Origin of the sequence: Gilliamella sp. B3783 (genome assembly GCF_026536125.1) — a bacterium.
In the GTDB taxonomy this organism is placed as follows: Bacteria; Pseudomonadota; Gammaproteobacteria; order Enterobacterales; family Orbaceae; genus Gilliamella.
This window is the reverse complement of sequence record NZ_JAFNOU010000001.1, coordinates 145166-165143: the sequence shown is the minus strand read 5'-3', so window position 1 is coordinate 165143 and position 19978 is coordinate 145166. Positions and strand designations below refer to the sequence as shown.

The window sequence follows — 19978 nt, the reverse complement described above, 5'->3', positions numbered from 1 at the left end:
CAGGTAAAAAATTATATTAAATTTTATTATGGAGTACTTATACTATGCTGATTAAAGGTAACCTTTATCCAGTAAACGATATTATTTCTTATATAAAAAACCCAACAGAAAGAAATGATAATTTTTGTCTTTATGGCGAATTTGATGAAGATTTAAAGAGTAACAAAAGTTATTATATTGGTGACTATCCAAATGTGGATGATGATGGAAAAGAAATCTATCCATCTTTTGTTTTAAAAAAGAAACTATACTTTCTTTATTCAGGGGAGCAATTTGCTGATGTAATCGATTCAGTGATGGAACAGAAACCTTCAGCTACAACAAAAGACTTTATAAAAGCCTTAAATTATTATTCTGAATATGATGATTTTTTAGATTTCTAAATATACCCGTTCATATTATCAATACTCATTGGATATGAAAACTTAAATGAATGAAATTCATAACAAGGATCAAAAGGAAAATTGAATACAAAAGCAATTTAAAGAAGCTTTAAATAAACGTATAAAAACAAAAAGAATTGAACCACGTAGTGGAAAACTATTTTAAATAAAAATTCAAGTAAGTATTTTAAAGGATGTTGTTATGATTTATCAACTTATGATAGGTAATTATGCTAATCGTTATTGGTTCGAATATGACTCAACTGTCGTTAATCTTTACGAACTTTTACAACGTAAAGAGATTCAAATAAATAAACCCTTAGTTTTTAAATTAAAACACAAAGTCAGTGAAAAACGTTTACTCTCTTATGATTTTTATTTTAGTGATGGTCCTGAATTTATCTCGCCTAGACTTGCCAATTTACTTTCAAACAATCAGGATTTTTTACATGATCTCCAGCTAATAGATGCAACTATAACTGTTAATGGTCGCAGCTATTCTGGTTATAAAGTATTAAATATTCTTCGTTTAATATCCTGTATTGATATGAATAAATCTGAATATGAACCAATATTAGATGATTATCCTGATGGACCAATGAGATTTTTTAAAATCGTCTTTAAAGAAGATATAAATGAGCAATTTTGTATGGCAAGGTGTGAAGAATCTATAGGGCGAATTGTGATGTCAGAGTCGTTACGCCAGTTTTTTATAAAAAATAAAGTAAAAGGAATAGATTTATCCACATCATGTAATCAATCTATCTATGGATAATAGTGAAGCTTAAATAAAAATTCAAGTAATTATTTTAAAGGATGTTGTTATGATTTATCAACTTATGATAGGTAATTATCCTGATCGTTATTGGTTCCAATATGACTCAACTGTCGTTGCCAGTTACGAATTTATAGAATTCAAGGAGATTCAAATCAATAAACCCTTAGTTTTTAAATTAAAAGACAAAGTCAGTGAAAAGCGTTTATTCTCTTATGATTTTTATTTTAGTGATGGTCCTAAATTTATCTCGCCTAGACTTGCCAATTTACTTTCAAACAATCAGGATTTTTTGCATGACGTCCAGCTAATAGATGCGACAATAATAGTTAATGGTCACAGCTATTCTGGTTATAAAGTATTAAATATTCTTCGTTTAATATCCTGTATTGATATGAATAAATCTGAATATGAACCAATATTAGATGATTATCCTGATGGACCAATGAGATTTTTTAAAATCGTCTTTAAAGAAGATATAAATGAGCAATTTTGTATGGCAAGGTGTGAAGAATCTGAAGGGCGAATTGTGATGTCAGAGTCGTTACGCCAGTTTTTTATAAACAATAAAGTAAAAGGAATAGATTTATCCACATCATGTAATCAATCTATCTATGGATAATAGTGAAGCTTAAATAAAAATTCAATTAAGTATTTTAAAGGATGTTGTTATGATTTATGAATTAATGGTATGCAATTATGCTAATCGTTATTGGTTCGAATATGACTCAACTGTCGTTGCCAATTACAAATTTATAGAATGCAAGGAGATTCAAATCAATAAACCCTTAGTTTTTAAATTAAAAGACAAAGTCAGTGAAAAACGTTTACTCTCTTATGATTTTTATTTTAGTGATGGTCCTGTTTTTATCTCGCCTAGACTTGCCAATTTACTTTCAAACAATGAAGATTTTTTACATGATGTCCAGCTAATAGATGCAACTATAACTGTTAATGGTCGCAGCTATTCTGGTTATAAAGTGTTAAATATTCTTCGTTTAATATCCTGTATTGATATGAATAAATCTGAATATATACCATTATTAGAGAGTTATCCTGATGGACCAATGAAATTTTATAAAATGGTCTTTAAAGAAAATATAAATGAGCAATTTTGTATGGCAAGGTGTGAAGAATCTGAAGGGATAATTGTGATTTCAGAGTCGTTACGACAGTTTTTTATAAACAATAAAGTAAAAGGAATAGATTTATCCACATCATGTAATCAACTTTTCTATGGATAATAGTGAAGCTTAAGTAAACCTTTTAAAGGATGTTGATATGATTTATGAATTTATGCTAAGTAATTATCCAAATAGTTATTGGTTCCAATATGATTCAGCTATAGTTGATCTTTATGAATTTTTACAATGCAAAAAGATTCAATCAAATAAACCATTAGTTTTTAAATTAGAAAAAAAAGTGAGTGAAAAGCGTTTATTCTCTTATGATATTTATTTCAGTGATGGTCCTGAATTTATCTCGCCTAGACTTGCCAATTTACTTTCAAACAATCAAGATTTTTTACATGATGTCCAGCTAATAGATGCAACTATAATTGTTAATGGTCGTAGCTATTCTGGTTATAAGGCATTAAATTTTCTTCGTTTAATATCCTGTATTGATATGAATAAATCTGAATATATACCATTATTAGAAAGTTTGCCTGATGGACCAAAAGAATTTTATAAAATGGTCTTTAAAGAAAATATAAATGAGCAATTTTGTATGGCAAGGTGTGAAGAATCTGAAGGGATAATTGTGATTTCAGAGTCGTTACGACAGTTTTTTATAAACAATAAAGTAAAAGGAATAGATTAATCCACATCATGTAATCAATCTATCTATGGATAATAGTGAAGCCATCTTTTTGCTCTGATAAAGGCAGATTCATGTAGTCTGACCAGATAAGGGTGGCATAAATACGTATCAGTAATAAGACGGGAATTGATACTGTCTTGCAAAATGCACGAGATCTGAAAAGTGGACAAATGACTCCTGTTCAATGTGAATATCGAAAGATAATGACGGAAAAATATGGAAATTGGAGCATCGCAGGCGATTAGCTGGTTTAGATTCTATTCCTGTTAGATGGGTGACAAAAGCACAAAGGTTATAAGGTAATGTTTGATAAGATTAGTAATATTAAAGATAAAGCTGATTTTTTATCATTTATGAATGCTCTAAGAGATGATTTAAAAAATGAACCAGAAAGTTGGACAAACGGGGATTTGCAATCATATTTAGAAGCTTTATCTGCATGGGTTGACAACATAGAGCAATTTTATATTAATACTAAACAGCCAATTCCAAAACATATTAGTTGGAAAGTTCTTGCTGATATATTAATGGCTGCAAAAATGTATGAATAATTTTATATAAATATTAGGTAGATTTATGCAACTCAATCCGCTACGTTAGCTGATGCGCATTTTACTGGAACTATTCACAACGGTTTACATTATCAATACTCATAGGATATGCAAACTTAAATGAATGAAATTCATAACAAGGGTCAAAAGGAAAATTGGACATAAAAACAATATAAGAAAACAATAAAGAAACAAATAAAAACAAAAGAATTGAACCACGTAGTGGAAAAACTATTTTAAATAAAAATTCAATTAAGTATTTTAAAGGATGTTGTTATGATTTATGAACTTATGATAGGTAATTATCCTGATCGTTATTGGTTCCAATATGTCTCAACAGGAGATGATTATTACGAACTTTTACAATGCAAAAAGATTCAATCGAATAACCCAATAGTTTTTAAATTAGAAAAAAAAGTAAGTGAAAAACGTTTATTCTCTTATGATATTTATTTCAGTAGTGGTCCTGTTTTTATCTCGCCTAGACTTGCCAATTTACTTTCAAGCAATCAAGATTTTTTACATGATGTCCAGCTAATAGATGCAACTATAACTGTTAATGGTTGCAGCTATTCTGGTTATAAAGTATTAAATTTTCTTCGTTTAATATCCTGTATTGATATGAATAAATCTGAATATGTGCCAATATTAGATGATTATCCTGATGGACCCAAAAATTTTTATAAAATGGTCTTAAAAGAAAATATAAATGAGCAATTTTGTATGGCAAGATGTGAAGAATCTATAGGGCGAATTATGATGTCAGAGTCGTTACGACAGTTTTTTATAAAAAATAAAGTAAAAGGAATAAATTTATCCAAACAGTATATTGATAATGACTTCATATTTTCGTACTGATATAGACATATTCACGTAGCCTGACCCGATAGTTAACTGTTAGTGAAATAAAATAATGAACGAAATTGATTATACTTTACTTGATTTACCAATGTTACTTACTAGAAATAAAAACAAATGGTGGCAAGATCCTATTATACAAAGCTCAATAGCTTTATTAGGCTTTTTAAAAAAACATGAATTATTAATCGATGTTGAACCGTTTGATGAGCAGGGAAATTTGAAAACCGATACGGTTGTTAAAATGTCAAACGTAACTCCAGAAGGTTTGGAATTATTTAAAGCTGCTGTAAATGGATGGTATGATTATTTAGCTAGAAGTACCGTTCCTACCAAATATCAAAATGTTAGTCGGCTAGAAAAAGCTTTAGCTAAAATTCGAGAAAGTAAAAATAATGAAGTAAGATAAATATCTCACAATAGATAATAATTAAAATATGAGGTATTTATGGCTTTGGATTTTATAGCATCAAGTAATCAAAAAGAAATAGATGAAAATTCACCGATATTTTCACTTGAAAAATCTGATTACGATGAATTATTCAATAAAGCAAAACCATTAAATCAGTATTCAATAATAAAAAAACTTGATGATTATTATGCTGATACAATTATTCTATATGGGGAAATTCAGCCGTTAATAAAAGAACTTGAAAATCTTATTAAAATAAAAAAATTCCAACCGCAATCAATTATTGATTTTATTAATTTTTTAAAAGAATCTTTTAATGATGGATTAAATATATATATCAATAGTGACTAAAGGGATTGAGTGGTAGACTTTATTTTATCTGTGCTGTGATCTTAATATTGACCGATTTAACGAGTAACACTATACGGCATCGGTTGAACGGCAAAAATTACATGTATCACACCGTGTCGATGTTTTGTATGATACCTGATGGATTAAAGCGCTAAAAAATGGCTGTCAAATATGAGTATGGTAGATTTAGATATCGTAGATGTTATAAAAAAGGTGGTTTTTAGCGTGTTTTTCAACTCCAGAAAAGAGACATTTTATTAATGATTGTCAATTAAGTGTGATGAAATCAGCTTTTTTGTTTACGGCAACTTTAAATCTTTTTAATATAAAAATATGCGTTCCCAAAAAACAGCGAAATGGGTATGAAACAATCGATAATAAATTGTCCAAAAACATCAATTATATAAACTATATCAATTTAAGTGATTATCACGGGATAATGAAAACAACATTTAATGATCTATTACAATCTAATACGATCTTACTGTTACCAGAATATACAATAAAACAAGAAACGGATATTGAACAAATTGAAATAGAATTTAATAGCGGCACTACTATCATTTATCAAAATAGCAATTTGCCTCCTGCAATTATATCGAATAAATTAAAAAATCTCATTTTAGAATAAACGACAAGCTTACTGGGTAGCCCACAATACCATGCCACATCAACCTACAGGATAGCGAGTTTAGACCGATCGAGTATTGAGGATGTAGTGAGTTATGCCAAACAGCAATTAGATAGCGTGACACAAGAGTGAATAAAACTTAAGCCATTATTTACCTTACTTAGCATATAAAACGCCACCAGCTTTTTCACTGAATCTCCCATTAAAAAAATTGAATTGTGCTGAATATATATTGTTGTTTAAATGGAAAATAGCACTTAAAATCAAAACAGTGATAAATCGAAATGACGATGTAATGAAAATTGATTTTTTATTCTTGTGGGCTGAAGTTGGCGTTTGTTACGAGATTACTAATACGGTTTTAAATCCGTGGAGATCAAATCTCAATAAATTAAACAAAACGCTTCCACATTATGACAAATTGTTTAAAACAACAGATTATGAATTAGTATTTACCATATCTGCTACACAAGAACACAAAAATTTAGTCTACGGTCCTACAACATCGTCAAAAAACAAAGTGGTTTATTTCACAATTTTTATACCTTATAAAACGTTTAATTGCTATACGCAACAAATGTTCTATGTTCTTGATACCATCGCAGAGGGAATTATTTTTGTATTTAATAAATATAAAGTGGATCCTTCAGGAATAAAAGATGTGTTTGAAACATTAAAAACATTGATTGCCAAAGATCCGGAAAGATATCAAAAATGGCTAAAAGATCTCGAGGATTGATAACTTAAAAACTAATAGTGCCTAAGGCGTTATTGCCTTAGATAGATTGCAAAAGTAGCTAACCATTTGATAAAAGTTCTTATCGAAAAACACAAAACTAATGCACAAAACAATACGAATATTGAAAGTGCTGTTTGGAAAAATATAAATAATGGTAAATTTAAGGAATATCCATGAAGCGTGAACCACTTTATCACCTGTATTATTCAGGAATAGACACTGTCGATATCGTTCCCGAATGGGAGCATAAAAACAGAGAGCAATTTTGTCATTATTGCCATAGACTAAAACTACCTCACGGTGGTATGGATGTGATTACGGATGGCAAAATTAGAAAAAACCTAGATATGCCCATGGTAGGCGATCTTATGATACCTAGTATTATGTCGCTGCGCTTATTGAATTTGCTAGGTAAAGATGCTGAAAAACATTTAAATATAGGTTTTATTTATAATAAAGTGGAAAGTGAAAAGCATAAACAGCCATTTATAACTTTTATTAGTAAATATGATTACGTTGTACTGAGAGGTGAAACGCCAAATATTTTTGATGGACAGCCTGTTCCTGAGAATGATCGTCTAGTTGTCTGTCCTGAATGCCATTTCCACTCAAGAAGAGAAAGAGCGCCAAGGTTTTTACTTGAGAGCGAATATCCAAAATATCCAATATGCTGTACGGAATTTGGTTTACTTTTATATGAAAGTATTTATGAAAGGCTGAAAAATATTAAATTAGTTGGGGTACTTGTAGAGAAAGTCAAAGTTAAATAGCAAGATACGTATTCTTGAAATCATAATAGCAGGCTTGTTGGTGCTGTTTGGGAAAATATAATTAATAACAGATATAAGGTATACAGAAATGAAGCGTGAGCCACTTTATCACCTGTATTGTTCAGGAATGGTTACTGTCGATCTCATTCCCGAATGGGAACATAAAAACAGAGAGCAATTTTGTCATTATTGCCATACACTAAAACTACCTCACGGTGGTATGGATGTGATTACGGATGGGAAAATCAGGAAAAACCTAGATATGGCTAATACAGGCTATTTTCTGATACCTAGTAGTATGTCGCTGCGCTTATTGAATTTGCTGGGTGAAGAGGCTGAAAAACATTTAAATATAGGTTCTATTTATAATAAAGTGGAAAGTGAAAAGCATAAACAGCCATTTATAACTTTTATTAGTAAATATGATTACGTTGTACTGAGAGGTGAAAAACCATATCTTTTTGATGGACAACCTATTCCTGAAAATGAGCGTCTAGTTGTCTGCCCTGAATGCCATTTTCACTCAAGAAGAGAAAGAGCGCCGTGGTTTTTACTTGAGAGCGAATATCCACCATATCCAATATGCTGTACGGACTTGGGTTTACTTTTATATGAAAGTATTTATGAAAGGCTGAAAAATATCAAATTAGTTGGGGTATGTGTAGAGAAAGTCAAGATTAAATAGCAAGATACGTATTCTTGAAATCATAATAGCAGGCTTGTTGGTGCTGTTTGGGAAAATATAATTAATAACAGATATAAGGTATACAGAAATGAAGCGTGAGCCACTTTATCACCTGTATTATTCAGGAATAGACACTTTCGATCTTGATTCCAGATGGAAGCTTAAAAACAGAGAGCAATTTTGTCATTATTGCCATAGACTAAAACTACCTCACGGTAGTATGGATGTGATTACGAATGGGAAAATAAGGAAAAACCTAGATATGCCAATGGTAGGTCGTCTTCTGATACCTAGTATCATGTCGCTGCGCTTATTGAATTTGCTGGGTGAAGAGGCTGAAAAACATTTAAATATAGGTTCTATTTATAATAAAGTGGAAAGTGAGAAGTATAAACAGCCATTTATAACTTTTATTAGTAAATATGATTACGTTGTACTTAGAGGTGAAAAGCCATATATTTTTGATGGACAACCTATTCCTGAAAATGAGCGTCTTTTTGTCTGCCCTGAATGCCATTTTCACTCAAGACGAGAAAGAGCGCCGAGGTTTTTACTTGAGAGCGAATATCCACCTTACCCAATATGCTGTACTGAAATGGGTTTGCTAATATATGAAAGTATTTATGAAAGGATAAAAAATATCAAATTAGTTGGGGTACTTATAGAGAAAGTCAAAGTTAAATAGCAAGATACTTATTCTTTTGAAAACATAATAGCATGCCGAAAAGATTTTCCCAATCTTTTCGGCTATCCTGCCCGACATTCTTACCGACCGCCGTTACCAGTACGACAATCTGGACAGACTGGTGAGTAAAAAAACACCCGTCAGGGACAGACCGATTACCATTATGACGTCACCGGCCGAATCGAAAGCTGCCGCAACTAACCTGCTGGATAAAAGACGCAACGAAGACAGCAACAGCGACAACCAAAACCTGGTTCGCTTTAACCAACTACTCCACTTCCGTGGCCTGCAATACACCTACGACGCAAACAGATATCCCCACAACAAACACAGACAAGCATTATCATTATGAACAGAACACCACCTAACAGAAATACAGCAGAATCCTAAGCTATCAAGAGCAATATTTAGACAAACAAACCGGCTTACATTACAATACTTTTAAGAAGAATTGGTTTACGTCGTGGAAAAACTATTTTAAATAAAAATTCAATTAGGCCGTCTAATGGATGTTGATATGATTTATGAACTTATGATAGGTAATTATCCTGATAGTTATTGGTTTCAATATATCTCAACTGGAGATGATTATTACGAACTTTTACAATGCAAAAAAATTCAATCAAATAAACCAATAGTTTTTAAATTAGAAAAAAAAGTAAGTGAAAAACGTTTACTCTCTTATGATATTTATTTTAGTGATGGTCCTGTTTTTATCTCGCCTAGACTTGCCAATTTACTTTCAAACAATCAAGATTTTTTACATGATGTCCAGCTAATAGAGGCAACTATAATTGTTAATGGTCGCAGCTATTCTGGTTATAAGGTTTTAAATATTCTGCGTTTAATATCATGTATTGATATGAATAAATCTGAATATATACCATTATTAGAGAGTTTGCCTGATGGACCTAAAAAATTTTATGAAATTATCTTTAAAGAAAATATAAATGAGCAATTTTGTATGGCAAGGTGTGAAGAATCTATAGGGCTAATTGTGATTTCAGAGTCGTTACGACAGTTTTTTATAAAAAATAAAGTAAAAGGAATAGATTTATACACATAATCTAATTTAGTAAACCTTGCTATTAACAATAGTCAGGCAAGACATCTGATAAACGAAACGCCATCTGTGGGACGGACTAAGCATGATTCAGGAAACCCGTACCGACAGAAGCAAAAGCGTCTATATCTACACTGATGAAAGCGGCTATGAACCCTTAGCCAGAGTAGAGACCACCACCGGTACGGAACAAAAGGTGCTGTACTACCACACCGATGTCAATGGCGCCCCGGAAGAACTCACTGATGAAGAAGGTCATATTGTATGGTCATGCAGCTACCAGCTGTGGGGCAAACCGATACAGGAAATCGAACATACCGATATACAACAGAACCTAAGGTATCAGGGACAGTATTTAGACAGAGAAACGGGCTTACATTACAATACTTTCAGGTACTATGACCCTGATATAGGCAGATTCACGCAGCCGGATCCGATTGGGTTACTGGGTGGGTTTAATCTGTATCAGTATGCGCCTAACTCACTGATGTGGATTGATCCGTGGGGCTGGAGTTGTCGTACAGATGCTAAAAAATTACGTACTAATATGAAAAAAGCGCATGTACCTGTGCCAAACTATAATTATTCAGCACACCATATTGTTATGTCTAATTCACAAGATGTAAGAATGAAAAAACTTAGAGATAAGATGAAAGTGCTAAAAGTGGGTAAAAATTCATTTGAAAATGGGGCATATTTACCGACTTCTTCTAAAGATAAAGCAAAGGCACAAACTAAAGCAATTGCTCATTCTAAAGTTCATACTGAAATATATATGGAGAATGTTTATAATAGACTTATAAATATAAATGTCACTAATGAATTCACTAATGAATTGAAAAAGATAGGTAAGGAGCTATTAAATGGAACATTTAAATATTAAACTAGGGAAATTGAATTTAGTTAACATAATAAATATCCTTAAGAAAAAATATGAAAATATTATGTTGTCCCCCAAAAAAATAAATGATGAATATTATCAAAATGCTTTGTCAGAATTTGCATATAAAAAAATATCTAAAGGTCCAAGTGTTAATATTAAACCATTTGATTTTCAGCTAGATGGTTTCAAAAAGGGTAGAGAATTAAAGGCATTACCAAAAAATATCGATTATACACATGTATATTACTTTGATAATAATAATAATTTGCTTTTAACTGAAATTTATGGTCAAGCAGAAAATATTGTTGATAGAGAGTACTATTTTTATGATGAAAATCATATTGAATCAATCTATTTTGCAAGTGGTACAAATAATGTACGTAATATTTCATTTTTGATAAATGAAAAAAAGCAAGCAAAATATTGGATAAATTATTCTGAATATGGATATGGAGTTTCGGAATATATTTATAATGATGATAAGCTTACAGAGATAAATGTTAAAATAAGACAACATGAAACAAATGAGTGTACATGCTTTACCAATTTTTTTGAATACAACAAAGGGGAATTAGTTAAAATAACGAGTAAATATTCTAATGGTTATGAAGAACAACTCTACCCATAAAAAACGTATTAATTAGATTTTTATTACTTATTTTAAATTGCAATAATACTCTATATTATATAAAAAATTTATCCACACCTTTATAGTTAGGAACAGCTAGTGCATCTATAAACATACATTACTTAAAATTTATTATTATTTTCAGTTATGTATAAAAAATTAACATGGTATTAGTTAAAGGATATATGTTTTGAATGCTTTTTTTGATTTTCTCAATGAGAAAAAAATTAAATTTAATATAAGAAACCAATATATTTATATTCATAATGATTTAGATTTAAGATATACTAAAATTAAAACATTGCCTAATAATTTGATTGTTAACGGTAATTTAAATTTAGAATACCTAAATATTAACATATTACCAGAAAATTTATTTGTTAAGAAAAATTTAAATTTAGCATATACAAAAATTAAGTCATTACCTAATAAAATACGTGTTGATGGTAATTTGTATTTAAGAAATACAAAAATTAAAATGTTACCCCAAAATTTGGATGTTCGTGGTAGTTTAGATTTAAGATATACAAAAATTAATGTATTACCTAAAAATCTATGTGTGAATGGTAATTTATTACTTGCTCATACGAAAATAGAAACATTGCCTGATAATTTATCTATAAAGGGTGATTTATATTTAGAATATTCTAACGTTAAGATTTTACCTAATAATTTATCTGTTGGTGGTTTTTTAAGTTTAAATCATACAGAAATATATATGTTACCTGATGATTTAAATGTTAAAGGAAGTTTAGATTTAGCATTTACAAAAATAAAAACATTACCAGATAATTTTATTATTAATGGTTTTTTAATTTTGAATTCATCTAATATAAAAGTTTTGCCAGAAAATCTATCAATTAAGGGATTTCTAAGTCTAGATAATACAGATATTGAACAGTTGCCTAAAAGTTTATTAATTGGTGGTGATCTATTCATAAAAAACACGAAAATTAAAAATTTACCTGACAATTTTTTTATTGGTGGAAGTTTAGAATTAATAAACACAGAAATAGAAACATTGCCTGATAATTTAACAATTGGCGGTAATTTAAATGTAAAATCAAAAAAAATAAAAATATTACCAAAAAAAATGGTAATTAAAGGTAATTTAGATTTAAGTCACACTCAAATTAAAATTTTACCTCATGATTTAATTATTCTTGGCAATTTAGATTTGAAATATAGTAATATTGAATTATTACCTGAAAATTTTTCCCTTCAAGGAAATTTAAATCTAAGAAATACTAAAATTAAATTTTTACCCAAAAATTTGTTTATTGGTGGCAATTTAGATCTGAGCTATAGTGATTTAAGAACATTGCCGGAAAATTTATTTGTTAGTGGCTCTTTAAACTGTGAGTTTTCAAAAATTGAGTTTTTATCAAAAAATATTATTGTTAATGGTGATATAATTCTAAGACATACTCCAATCGAAATTTTACCTGAAGATTTTTCTATCAACGGCAGTTTAGATTTGGGATTTTCTAATATAAAAAAATTACCAGAAAATTTAAAAATTGCTGGTTATTTGAATTTAACTAACACTTCAATCGATATATTGCCTGACAATTTGTCAGTTGATGGAAATTTAAATTTAGTAAATACAAATGTTAAAAGATTGCCTAAAAATTTATCAGTCGGTGGAAAGTTATTTGTAAACAAAAATAACTCTTTGGAATAATATAAATACTACTATAATACGATGCGATTGCTAACCTACGAGGCCAAAGACGAAACCAAGACAGCCGCATTGAAAACCAAAACTTCGTACGCTTTAACTATATATTTCAAAGCAGTAGGAATACTTAACTGAGGCGGAGGAGCATTAAAAAAATAAAACCAAATCTAAAACAAGTGGAAAGAAATGTTAATTAAAAAACAACGCAGTCAAGAAAATACAGTATTCGGTGTCTATATAAAAGATGGGTTGTATTCATTAGCGCAATCCAGAAAAAACCATTGGATGGAGTTTTTTAATATATTTAATGATAAAGATGAATGGGATGGGGTAGACCTGAATAAGGTTAATATCTTATTTACCTATTCAGTGGCAGCACACAGACTTAAAGAGTTATTCGTTTCTATACAAGATGAACATGTACGAAAAAATGTACGCCCACAGCAATCTAGAATTATTGCAATAACAGATATTTTGGCTGGTACAAGAGGTCTGGTGGAAATGGATGACAGATATGATACCGTAGATAATAAAGTTTTGATTCCTCAATTAACTGTAAAAGATTATTTAGATATTATTCATACAAAAGAATTAGCAGGCATGCACGGAGATTCTAAAGATATCCAAAAACGTATACTTAAATTTTACGAAACGGGAGTCAATTGGGATGAATCTAAAAAATTTTTATTTCCTGATGTAATACCACCAGCACCTACCCAAAAACCTTTAACCAAAGAAGATTATTTGCACTAGTATAAAAACTTGTATGCAAAAACTTTATTAAGGTTTGGATGGAACAAGTTATAACTATAGTCTACTAAATAGGAAAAGAACGAGGTTGCCAAGATAAATTTTGAAGGGCGAATCTGCTTTTAATTTATCACCTTTCCCAAATTACCATTACATTGACCGTAGCCGAAGCCAACACAACATTTCAGCTACCGTTTTAAGGATATGCTTTTAAGTGAAACCAACGCTTAAGGCACACGCAGCCATCACTACAATTAACTAAGTAAACAAATTACCGCCACCTTTATACACCTACGACGAACACGGTCGCACCCACAGCAAACAGACCGCCAGCGGTACCCAGTATTACCACTACGATGCCGAACACCGCTTAATCGAAGTTCGTATCGAAAAATTAAACCGTACTGAACGCTATGGCTACCTCTACGACGCCTTAGGCCGACGTATTGAAAAACACCAAATAGACCTAGCAGGCAAAGCGTATAACCGAACTCGTTTCCTGTGGGATGGTTTACGCATGATTCAAGAAACCAGCCCAAACAAACAGCACAGCGTATATATCTATACCGTTGAAAGCAGCTACGAACCACTGGCACGAATAGACAGCAACACCGGTACGGAACAGAAAGTGCTGTATTACCACACAGATGTCAATGGCGCCCCAGAAGAACTCATTGATGAAGACGGTCACATTGTATGGACGTGTAGCTATTAGCTATGGGGCAAACCGATACAGGAAATCGAACACAGCCAGATACAACAGAACCTAAGGTATCAGGGACAGTATTTAGACAGAAAAACGGGCTTACATTACAATACTTTTAGGTACTATGACCCTGATATAGGCAGATTCACGCAGCTGGACCCGATTGGGCTATCGAGTGGGTTTAATCTGTATCAGTATGCGCCTAATGGGGTGATGTGGATTCGATCCTTGGGGGTTAATATCGACAGATGAACCTGGATATTTTGTTTATGCATTATATGACCAAGGAGCTAGAGAACCTTGCTATATTGACATTACCAATGACATTGACAGAAGAACGATTGAACATCGAGAAACTGGAAGATTATCTGCATCTGGATGAATGGAAGTATTAGAAAAAATATTATATATGGGCACGCAAGAGGTTATGAACAATAGTATATTGAAACGTATGGAACGAAAACTGGTAAAATAGAAGAAAAAATGTCTTCTACAAATAGAGGAAATAAATATAATTCCTTTAACTATCAGCATAATGATGACAGAGCTAAAATATTTAAATAAGCCTATAACATTAAAAAAGCGAGTGATGTAAAGAAGGGTAAGTCAGGGAAAGGAAAGTGCTAATGAATGATTTTAAAATATGGGGTTGGGATAAAAAACCTCGTACGATGTTACGCTACATTAAAGCAGGAGACATATTCTGTTTTAAATTAGATAATCAAAATTATTGTTTTGGAAGAATTGTTATTAAATTTATAGTTGGCCATATTGCTGAGATTTTTGATATTATTTCCAATTCTCCAGATTTATCAGAAGCAAAAATTAGAAATGCTCACCGAATGATTGATCCGGTAATATTAGATAGCTATTTACTATTTGATAGAAAATTTGAAGGTGATTGGAGAATAATTGGGCATCAACAAAACTACTCACCCAGTAATATGCAAAATGTATATTTTACATACGGGATAGAGCCTTGGTTTAAAAAAGTAGACATATGGCAAAATGAAACATTGATATCTGAAAAAGAAGCTGAATCTTTGCCTCGCGTATCGCCACTCAATGATTATCATATTAAACAATTAATGAAAAATTTTAATATTAAGCTGAATATACATTAAGTTTTCTTTATGGCATCTATTTTTATTATGGATATCAATTTAGTTATCTAATGAATTAAAATAATCATTTGATATCAACTTAATTTGCATTGAAAAATAATTACTATACTAATAACTAATACTAAACATGAATATTATCTTTTTTTCATAATAAAATTGTATGTGTTTTTTAATAAATACTTAAAAAATTGGTCGAAAGAAATGTTAATCAAAAAACAACGCAGTCAAGAAAATACAGTATTCGGCGTCTATATAAAAGATGGGTTGTATTCATTAGCGCAATCCAGAAAAAACCATTGGATGGAGTTTTTTAATATATTTAATGATAAAGATGAATGGGATGGGGTAGACCTGAATAAGGTTAATATTTTATTTACCTATTCAGTAGCTGCACACACTTAAAGAGTTATTCGTTTCTATACGAGATGAACATGTACGAAAAAATGTACGCCCACAGCAGCCTAAAATTATCACTTATACAGGTCCATTAGCTGAAAAAATAGGTCTGGTGTAAATTGATGATAGATATACTTTTGTAGATCAAAAAGTTTTGATTCCACAGCTAACCGTAAAAGATCACTTAGATATTATTCATACAAAAGAGAATGTGGGAATGCATGGAGGTTCTAAAGATATCCAAATACATCTACTTAAATTCTATGAAAATGGCATTAATTGGGATGAATCTCAAAGTTTTTTTCCTCTGATGTAACACCGCCAGCACCTATCCAAAAACCTTTAACTAAAGAAGAATATTTACACTAGTATAAAGACTCGAGCGCAAGACCTTTATTAAGGTTTGGATGGAACAAGTTATAACTATAGTCTACTAAATAGGAAAAGAACGAGGTTGCCAAGATAAAGTTTGAAGGGCTAATCTGTTTTCAAGTTATCATCTTTTCAAATTACCATTACATTGACCCTAGCCGAAGCCAACACATCATTTCAGCTACCGTTTTAAGGATATGCTTTTAAGTGAAACCAACGCTTAAGGCACACGCAGCCATCGATACAATTAACTAAGCAAACAAATTACCACCACCTTTATACACCTACGACGAAAACGGGATGCGCCCACAGCAAACAGACCGCCAGCAGTACCTATTATTACCACTACGATGCCGTACGTCGCCTAATTGAAGTTCGTATCAACAAACACCAAATAAGACCGTGCGAACAAAGCCTACAACTGCCTTCAGGTCTTGTAATTATAGGATCATGTTAGTTTTTTATTGAAGAATTGTGTTATGCAATAGGATTATGTATAAAATGAGTTATTATAGATAAAAAGTTATAACTATCTAAAATTTTACTTAAACCAAAAACAGTGATAAACCGAAAGGCCATGTAATGAAAATTAATTTTCCATTTTTGTGGGCTGAAGTTGGCGTTTATTATGAAATTAGAAATACGGTTTTTAATCCGTTGATAGAAAATCTTAATAAATTAAACAAAACGCTTCCATATTATGACAAATTATTTAAAACAACAGATTATGATTTATTCTTTACTATCTCTGCCACACTAGAAAACAAAGATTTAGTTTACGGCCCGTTAGCCTCGTCAAAACGAAAAGTGGTTAATTTCTCAATTTTTATACCTTATAAAACGTTTAATTGTTACACACAACAAATGTTTTATATGCTTGATACCATAGAAGAGGGAATTATTTTTGTATTTAATAAATATAAAGTGGATCCTTCAGGGATAAACGAAGTGTTTGAAAAATTAAAAACATTGATTGCCAAAGATCCAGAAAAATATCAAAAATGGTTAAAAGATATTGATGCAAAAGATATAGATGAATGGTGACACTAGAATGAATAGAACTTAAGGCATTATTTACCTTACTTAGCATATAAAACGCCACCAGCGTTTAACCGAAATCTCCCATTAAAAAATTAAACTTACCGAACGCCTATGATGCCTTAGACCGATATATCGTAAAACATCATCGGGCATTAAATAAAAGAATAACACTCTATTTTATTTAAAGTTGATAGCGCTAAGTCTAAAATAGTTAAACGACAAAATGTTTTTTAAGACGACACATAGAAAACATTTTACTGAGATGAAAAAATAAACTCCAAAGCGATTGTAACAAAAATTTACTATTGTGAGTGAGTTTGAGGGGAAAATATGGAATGGACTGGTAATATGTATGGATTTTATACCGATAAATCCGTCGATGATGTATGGTTTTCATTAATTAAAAAATTATCATCTATTAATTATAAATATGAACAAAGTAGTTTTAGAGATGAAGAGTTTCTATTTTGTTATAAAAACGATGAAATGCGAGATTATCATGATAATCATGGTTACAATTTAGATTTACAAGGGGAAGGTTGTTTTTTAATTGAAGCAAAAAGCACACAGTTAAATGGAATAGCAACTTTATTTGAATTCGATAATGCTTCTGATTTTGAACCCTATGATATAAATTTGCAGTTTAACCAGGTCTTTTATTATGTACTTGTGTTACCTGATCTCATTGAGAATTCAAAATTTTGTCATGACATACATAGTTTGTTTATTAAGATTCTTCATGAGAAAAATGACAACATTAGGTAAATATCTACTTTCAAAGTTGTTATTGTTGAAATTGCATTAATCTGAAACAAGATATTTTATGAAATATCAGAGGACGCTATTCGATAGAGATGCATTAAACATACTTCATCTGAATGGTTTAAAACAATAGTCACCAAAGCTTTTTTTACAAGCTTTAAAAAAAGGCTAAAAATATTTTGATGATATGCTAACTTTAATACTAACAATTTTGTTTTTGAATTATACCCTATTCGTTGAATGGAGAATTTTAGATGGAAAAAAGAGTTATTGAAATGTTGAATATTCTTGAGCAAGAGATGAATATTAAATTTCCGAATTTGTATGTGAAATTTTTATCCGAAGAGGTTCAAGATAAAGAGCCATATGAATTAATCAATGAAAGGGAAGAGTACATATACATCTATAATATAAATAATATTAAAGAGAGAAATAGTACCTATAATATACAAGACGTTGAGCCTAATTATTTTTTAATCGGTCAAGATGGTGATATAGGCTATTTTGTATCTGTAAAAAAAGATAATGAATCTAATTATATATATAGTTTGGATTTGGGGGCGTTAGGCTGCCTTGACATGGATAAAGAAGCAACTGATATTTATCACTTAGGAAAATATGTTAAATGATGTATCTGAAAACACTATTAAAATGAATTGCTTCGTTTTCTTATACCATTAAGCTGATGATAGTTGAATATAAAATAGTGGATTGATTGGAGCAATAACTCGGTATAATGCTTTGAATATTTGCTCATGAATAATAAAAAAGAAAAATGCCCAAAGTGGTCCTAATTTTTGCGAAATATAGTCGTAAAGCTTAACTAACATAATATTATTAACTGTAGCGTATCAAAAGTTGGATAAAGAAAATAATGAATAAACCAGATCCTATTTTATATGATTTGCCCATGTTGATAGCTAAAAATAAAACAAATCTTTGGCAAGAGCATAGCACTAAAACTTCAACAGCTTTAATGCGTTTTTTAAAAAAACATGATTTATTGATTGGTGTTGAACCGTTTGATGAACAAGGAAAATTAAAAACTAATACAATAATTAAAAAGTCAAACCTGACGCCAGATGGCTTAGAATTATTTAAAACAGTTGTAAATAGTTGGTTAAAATATTTAGACAGGAGTAGTGCTACTAATAAATATCAAAACTTCAATCGACTTGAAAATGGTTTAACCGAAATTAGAGATTTTATAAAAGCAAGGGATGAAAAAGATTATACTTTACATAATTTACCAATGTTGCTTACTAGAAATAAAAACAAATGGTGGCTAGATAGTGTTATGCAAAGCTCAACAGCTTTATTGAGCTTTTTAAAAAAACATGAATTATTAATTGGGGTTGAGCCGTTTGATGAACAAGGAAATTTGAAAACCAATACGGTAATTAAAAAGTCAAACCTGACGCCTGATGGCTTAGAATTATATAAAACGGCTGTAGATGGTTGGTATAATTATCTAGACAGGAGCACTGTTGCTGATAAATATCAAAACGTCAGCCGTCTTGAAAAAGGTTTGGCAAAGATTAGGGAAAATAAAAACAAAGAAGTCGATTTTATCGTATACGATGTTGCTGTGTCACTGGCTACTAATAAAATCAATCAGTTACCTGAGCCTATCATACAGTCTTCAATTGCGTTATTGGTTTTTTTAAAACAACATCAATTATTGATCGGTGTTGAACTATTTGATAAAAAAGGAAATTTGAAGACTGATACGGTGATTAAAAAGTCAAACCTGACGCCAGATGGCTTAGAATTATTTAAAACAGCAGTAGATGATTGGTTAGCGTCAGTAGACAAAACAACTGCTGCTAATAAATATCAAAACGTTAGTCGTCTTGAACAAGCTTTAGCACAAATTAGAGAAAGTGATTAAGTTAATTCGTATTGAATTGA

Annotated in this window: 26 protein-coding genes and 1 pseudogene; all 27 read left to right on the top strand. The window is 30.7% G+C overall.

All coding sequences use genetic code 11. The annotated features are described in order from the left end of the window. Nucleotides 1-44 precede the first annotated feature (44 nt). The 27 genes and pseudogenes from J3U59_RS00750 to J3U59_RS00625 all read left to right on the top strand — a co-directional run bounded on the left by J3U59_RS00750 (nt 45) and on the right by J3U59_RS00625 (nt 19958). Nucleotides 45-383: a DUF7716 domain-containing protein gene (locus J3U59_RS00750; RefSeq protein WP_267332763.1), complete on the top strand. Its 339-nt coding sequence runs from the start codon at nt 45-47 to the stop codon at nt 381-383. A 202-nt stretch (nt 384-585) separates the two neighbouring features. After that, a complete protein-coding gene (locus J3U59_RS00745) occupies nt 586-1158 on the top strand; it encodes an imm11 family protein (protein ID WP_267332764.1) in 573 nt (190 codons plus the stop codon). A 49-nt stretch (nt 1159-1207) separates the two neighbouring features. Next, nucleotides 1208-1780 (top strand): imm11 family protein, encoded by a 573-nt coding sequence (locus tag J3U59_RS00740; protein ID WP_267332765.1) that lies wholly within the window; start codon nt 1208-1210, stop codon nt 1778-1780. A 49-nt stretch (nt 1781-1829) separates the two neighbouring features. Next, nucleotides 1830-2402 carry an imm11 family protein gene (locus J3U59_RS00735; protein ID WP_267332766.1) on the top strand — a complete coding sequence of 191 codons (573 nt, stop codon included), beginning with the start codon at nt 1830-1832 and terminating at the stop codon, nt 2400-2402. 37 nt (nt 2403-2439) lie between these two features. Next, the gene (locus tag J3U59_RS00730) at nt 2440-2979 is read left to right on the top strand and encodes a hypothetical protein (RefSeq protein ID WP_267332767.1); all 540 of its coding nucleotides are present in this window, start codon (nt 2440-2442) and stop codon (nt 2977-2979) included. A 302-nt stretch (nt 2980-3281) separates the two neighbouring features. Beyond that, on the top strand, nt 3282-3530 hold the full coding sequence (locus tag J3U59_RS00725) for a DUF7660 family protein (RefSeq protein ID WP_065633107.1): 249 nt from the start codon (nt 3282-3284) through the stop codon (nt 3528-3530). A 276-nt stretch (nt 3531-3806) separates the two neighbouring features. After that, complete coding sequence (locus J3U59_RS00720) at nt 3807-4388, top strand: hypothetical protein (protein ID WP_267332768.1); 582 nt, start codon at nt 3807-3809, stop codon at nt 4386-4388. A gap of 55 nt (nt 4389-4443) precedes the next feature. Continuing rightward, nucleotides 4444-4797, top strand: coding sequence for a hypothetical protein (locus J3U59_RS00715; protein WP_065633104.1), 354 nt, complete (start codon nt 4444-4446; stop codon nt 4795-4797). 39 nt (nt 4798-4836) lie between these two features. Then, entirely contained in the window at nt 4837-5151 is a 315-nt protein-coding gene (locus J3U59_RS00710; RefSeq protein WP_065798175.1) for a hypothetical protein, read from the top strand. Nucleotides 5152-5590: 439 nt separating this feature from the next. Then, entirely contained in the window at nt 5591-5782 is a 192-nt protein-coding gene (locus J3U59_RS00705) for a hypothetical protein (RefSeq protein WP_267332769.1), read from the top strand. A gap of 295 nt (nt 5783-6077) precedes the next feature. Next, on the top strand, nt 6078-6521 hold the full coding sequence (locus J3U59_RS00700; RefSeq protein WP_267332770.1) for a hypothetical protein: 444 nt from the start codon (nt 6078-6080) through the stop codon (nt 6519-6521). A gap of 173 nt (nt 6522-6694) precedes the next feature. After that, nucleotides 6695-7291: a hypothetical protein gene (locus tag J3U59_RS00695; RefSeq protein WP_267332771.1), complete on the top strand. Its 597-nt coding sequence runs from the start codon at nt 6695-6697 to the stop codon at nt 7289-7291. 88 nt (nt 7292-7379) lie between these two features. Beyond that, a complete protein-coding gene (locus J3U59_RS00690) occupies nt 7380-7976 on the top strand; it encodes a hypothetical protein (protein WP_267332772.1) in 597 nt (198 codons plus the stop codon). An 88-nt stretch (nt 7977-8064) separates the two neighbouring features. Further along, the gene (locus J3U59_RS00685) at nt 8065-8661 is read left to right on the top strand and encodes a hypothetical protein (RefSeq protein ID WP_267332773.1); all 597 of its coding nucleotides are present in this window, start codon (nt 8065-8067) and stop codon (nt 8659-8661) included. A gap of 517 nt (nt 8662-9178) precedes the next feature. Continuing rightward, entirely contained in the window at nt 9179-9727 is a 549-nt protein-coding gene (locus J3U59_RS00680) for an imm11 family protein (RefSeq protein ID WP_267332774.1), read from the top strand. Between the two features lie 64 nt (nt 9728-9791). Further along, nucleotides 9792-10607: pseudogene (locus tag J3U59_RS00675) on the top strand (RHS repeat-associated core domain-containing protein); the annotation flags it as partial. Next, nucleotides 10588-11235 carry a hypothetical protein gene (locus J3U59_RS00670; RefSeq protein WP_267332776.1) on the top strand — a complete coding sequence of 216 codons (648 nt, stop codon included), beginning with the start codon at nt 10588-10590 and terminating at the stop codon, nt 11233-11235. The pseudogene J3U59_RS00675 and the gene J3U59_RS00670, both read left to right, overlap by 20 nt. 190 nt (nt 11236-11425) lie before the next feature. Continuing rightward, nucleotides 11426-12919 carry a hypothetical protein gene (locus J3U59_RS00665; protein WP_267332777.1) on the top strand — a complete coding sequence of 498 codons (1494 nt, stop codon included), beginning with the start codon at nt 11426-11428 and terminating at the stop codon, nt 12917-12919. A 183-nt stretch (nt 12920-13102) separates the two neighbouring features. Next, nucleotides 13103-13669: a hypothetical protein gene (locus J3U59_RS00660; protein WP_267332778.1), complete on the top strand. Its 567-nt coding sequence runs from the start codon at nt 13103-13105 to the stop codon at nt 13667-13669. Between the two features lie 514 nt (nt 13670-14183). After that, on the top strand, nt 14184-14381 hold the full coding sequence (locus J3U59_RS00655) for an RHS domain-containing protein (RefSeq protein ID WP_267332779.1): 198 nt from the start codon (nt 14184-14186) through the stop codon (nt 14379-14381). Between the two features lie 15 nt (nt 14382-14396). Then, complete coding sequence (locus tag J3U59_RS11960; protein ID WP_416379547.1) at nt 14397-14624, top strand: RHS repeat-associated core domain-containing protein; 228 nt, start codon at nt 14397-14399, stop codon at nt 14622-14624. A 374-nt stretch (nt 14625-14998) separates the two neighbouring features. Beyond that, nucleotides 14999-15496, top strand: coding sequence for an immunity 26/phosphotriesterase HocA family protein (locus J3U59_RS00650; RefSeq protein WP_267332780.1), 498 nt, complete (start codon nt 14999-15001; stop codon nt 15494-15496). Nucleotides 15497-15658: 162 nt separating this feature from the next. Beyond that, nucleotides 15659-15898, top strand: a complete 240-nt coding sequence (locus J3U59_RS00645; protein ID WP_267332781.1) for a hypothetical protein — start codon at nt 15659-15661, stop codon at nt 15896-15898. A gap of 948 nt (nt 15899-16846) precedes the next feature. Continuing rightward, a complete protein-coding gene (locus tag J3U59_RS00640) occupies nt 16847-17308 on the top strand; it encodes a hypothetical protein (RefSeq protein ID WP_267332782.1) in 462 nt (153 codons plus the stop codon). A 327-nt stretch (nt 17309-17635) separates the two neighbouring features. Further along, the gene (locus J3U59_RS00635; RefSeq protein ID WP_267332783.1) at nt 17636-18070 is read left to right on the top strand and encodes a hypothetical protein; all 435 of its coding nucleotides are present in this window, start codon (nt 17636-17638) and stop codon (nt 18068-18070) included. A gap of 251 nt (nt 18071-18321) precedes the next feature. Next, nucleotides 18322-18696, top strand: coding sequence for an SMI1/KNR4 family protein (locus J3U59_RS00630; protein WP_267332784.1), 375 nt, complete (start codon nt 18322-18324; stop codon nt 18694-18696). Between the two features lie 245 nt (nt 18697-18941). Further along, the gene (locus J3U59_RS00625; RefSeq protein WP_267332785.1) at nt 18942-19958 is read left to right on the top strand and encodes a hypothetical protein; all 1017 of its coding nucleotides are present in this window, start codon (nt 18942-18944) and stop codon (nt 19956-19958) included. The last annotated feature ends 20 nt before the right edge of the window (nt 19959-19978 follow it).

Coding starts and splice junctions, on each gene's coding strand:
- J3U59_RS00705 (WP_267332769.1), top strand. CDS start 5,591: ATGAAAACAACATTTAATGATCTATTACAATCTAATACGATCTTACTG.
- J3U59_RS00710 (WP_065798175.1), top strand. CDS start 4,837: ATGGCTTTGGATTTTATAGCATCAAGTAATCAAAAAGAAATAGATGAA.
- J3U59_RS00725 (WP_065633107.1), top strand. CDS start 3,282: ATGTTTGATAAGATTAGTAATATTAAAGATAAAGCTGATTTTTTATCA.
- J3U59_RS00625 (WP_267332785.1), top strand. CDS start 18,942: ATGAATAAACCAGATCCTATTTTATATGATTTGCCCATGTTGATAGCT.
- J3U59_RS00730 (WP_267332767.1), top strand. CDS start 2,440: ATGATTTATGAATTTATGCTAAGTAATTATCCAAATAGTTATTGGTTC.
- J3U59_RS00695 (WP_267332771.1), top strand. CDS start 6,695: ATGAAGCGTGAACCACTTTATCACCTGTATTATTCAGGAATAGACACT.
- J3U59_RS00630 (WP_267332784.1), top strand. CDS start 18,322: ATGGAAAAAAGAGTTATTGAAATGTTGAATATTCTTGAGCAAGAGATG.
- J3U59_RS00735 (WP_267332766.1), top strand. CDS start 1,830: ATGATTTATGAATTAATGGTATGCAATTATGCTAATCGTTATTGGTTC.
- J3U59_RS00640 (WP_267332782.1), top strand. CDS start 16,847: ATGAAAATTAATTTTCCATTTTTGTGGGCTGAAGTTGGCGTTTATTAT.
- J3U59_RS00635 (WP_267332783.1), top strand. CDS start 17,636: ATGGAATGGACTGGTAATATGTATGGATTTTATACCGATAAATCCGTC.
- J3U59_RS00745 (WP_267332764.1), top strand. CDS start 586: ATGATTTATCAACTTATGATAGGTAATTATGCTAATCGTTATTGGTTC.
- J3U59_RS00700 (WP_267332770.1), top strand. CDS start 6,078: ATGAAAATTGATTTTTTATTCTTGTGGGCTGAAGTTGGCGTTTGTTAC.
- J3U59_RS00740 (WP_267332765.1), top strand. CDS start 1,208: ATGATTTATCAACTTATGATAGGTAATTATCCTGATCGTTATTGGTTC.
- J3U59_RS00680 (WP_267332774.1), top strand. CDS start 9,179: ATGATTTATGAACTTATGATAGGTAATTATCCTGATAGTTATTGGTTT.
- J3U59_RS00655 (WP_267332779.1), top strand. CDS start 14,184: ATGATTCAAGAAACCAGCCCAAACAAACAGCACAGCGTATATATCTAT.
- J3U59_RS00720 (WP_267332768.1), top strand. CDS start 3,807: ATGATTTATGAACTTATGATAGGTAATTATCCTGATCGTTATTGGTTC.
- J3U59_RS00690 (WP_267332772.1), top strand. CDS start 7,380: ATGAAGCGTGAGCCACTTTATCACCTGTATTGTTCAGGAATGGTTACT.
- J3U59_RS00670 (WP_267332776.1), top strand. CDS start 10,588: ATGGAACATTTAAATATTAAACTAGGGAAATTGAATTTAGTTAACATA.
- J3U59_RS00660 (WP_267332778.1), top strand. CDS start 13,103: ATGTTAATTAAAAAACAACGCAGTCAAGAAAATACAGTATTCGGTGTC.
- J3U59_RS00750 (WP_267332763.1), top strand. CDS start 45: ATGCTGATTAAAGGTAACCTTTATCCAGTAAACGATATTATTTCTTAT.
- J3U59_RS00650 (WP_267332780.1), top strand. CDS start 14,999: ATGAATGATTTTAAAATATGGGGTTGGGATAAAAAACCTCGTACGATG.
- J3U59_RS00685 (WP_267332773.1), top strand. CDS start 8,065: ATGAAGCGTGAGCCACTTTATCACCTGTATTATTCAGGAATAGACACT.
- J3U59_RS00715 (WP_065633104.1), top strand. CDS start 4,444: ATGAACGAAATTGATTATACTTTACTTGATTTACCAATGTTACTTACT.